Origin of the sequence: Geobacter argillaceus (assembly GCF_007830735.1) — a bacterium.
Lineage (GTDB): Bacteria > Desulfobacterota > Desulfuromonadia > Geobacterales > DSM-12255 > Geomobilibacter > Geomobilibacter argillaceus.
Genome location: NZ_VLLN01000064.1, coordinates 1 through 1,659, shown reverse-complemented (window position 1 = coordinate 1,659; position 1,659 = coordinate 1). Strand labels below are relative to the sequence as shown.

Here is a 1,659-nt window from a genome sequence, read left to right as displayed (position 1 = left end):
CAGTACTCGGACAAGCTGTCCGAAGGGGTCAAGGCGATGCTGAAGAAGTACCCGACCTTCCGGCTGGACGTCTACAAGACCCACCGGACCGCGGCCTTCCCCAGGTACGTGACCGACAACACCGTGAAGGCAGCAACCACGGCCAAGACCAGCAACGGCGGCTTGTCCTTTACCGGCGCCCATGGCGGGTTTCCGTTCCCCATCCCGAACGACGGCTTCGAGGCGATGTGGAACCATCTGCTGCACTATAACGGCCTGACCTATGAAGAGCGGTACCGCTCCTACACTGTTGACTCCACTGGCCGGCCGACCCTCCAGACCGAGGGCAATGTTACTCAGGAGTATTTCTATTATGATCCTGCCAAGCCGGACGCCAAAGACTACTACGCGCTCAAGGTCTATTTCGTGGGGCCGGCCCGTCGGGTGGGTGAGTCGTTTCTATTGATCGATCCGCTTGACTCGTTCAACGAGAAGCGAAAAGCCTGGCAGTATCTGCCCGGTCAGCGCCGGACTAAGCTGGCGCCAGAGCTTTCCTTCGATACCCCCAGTTCGATTTACTCCGGCCAGACGACCTGGGACGACCTGTTCCTTTTCAGCGGCTCCATGGAGCGGTACAACTTCAAGATCGTCGGCAAGAAGGAGATGTACATCCCGTACAACGAATACAAGATGATCTACTGGACCAATCACGAGAAAGATCTGTTGAAAGCGAACCATCTCAACCCCGACCTGGTCCGTTGGGAACTGCACCGGGTCTGGGTGGTGGAAGGGACCCTGAAGCCGGGCAAACGGCACCTTTACGCCAAACGTACCTTTTACCTCGATGAGGACAGCTGGGCCGCCGCCTTGAGTGACGAGTACGACGGCCGCGGTCAGTTGTACCGGGTGGGGATGAACTACCTGGTTCAGCAGTACGATGTCCCCTGCCTGTTCCCGGACAGTTTTTCCATCACCGACCTGGTTACCAACTCCTACGCCATCAACGCCCTGCCGGCACCGGGCCAGAAGGGAATTCTCTACCCCGGCCATGCTTTCCCGGCCAAGGACTGGACCGCCGATTCACTGTCCGGTGGCGGCATTCGCTGACAGTTGACCGACACAAGCGCTCCCGCCGGGGCCACCGGCGGGAGCGTGCAGACCGTTTGCATCTGTAGCATCTGTAGGACCGAAACCACGGGCGTAGGAAGCGACGCCGGGAGAAGCTATGAAATCGAGAACGAAAACCATCGTGCTGTTGACAGCCGTCATGTTACTCGCCGCCGTTGTCTCCGGGGCCAGGTTCCCGGGTCTGTTGGAGGCGCAGGCCAAGCCGGCTGACCAGAAGAACGAGAAAGCCGGCGCCGAGGCACTTTTCCAGGATGTTCTCGATACACCGGCCGCCAAGAGCAGTCATGCCGCCCAGACGCTCCTCACCAGCGTCACGCTGGCCGGGACCAGGGTGGTGGGCGTTGGCCAGCATGGCCATATCGTCTATTCGGATGACCGGGGCAAGAACTGGACCCAGTCTACCGTGCCGGTCAGCTCCGACCTGTTGGCCGTGCATTTCCCGTCCGCACAGAAGGGGTGGGCGGTCGGCCACGACGGGGTGGTGCTGCACTCGAGCGATGGCGGGGCCAACTGGGTCAAGCAGTTCGACGGCCGGGCCGCGGCCCAGGTCCT

The 1,659-nt window shown here is 60.8% G+C and carries 2 protein-coding genes; both read left to right on the top strand.

The annotated features are described in order from the left end of the window. Nucleotides 1-1,086, top strand: a 1,086-nt coding sequence (locus JN12_RS20335; RefSeq protein WP_145026378.1) for a DUF1329 domain-containing protein, incomplete at its 5' end; no start/stop codon positions are given. Between the two features lie 118 nt (nt 1,087-1,204). After that, a partial coding sequence (locus JN12_RS20330) for a WD40/YVTN/BNR-like repeat-containing protein (protein WP_246125941.1) occupies nt 1,205-1,659 on the top strand: 455 nt, incomplete at its 3' end.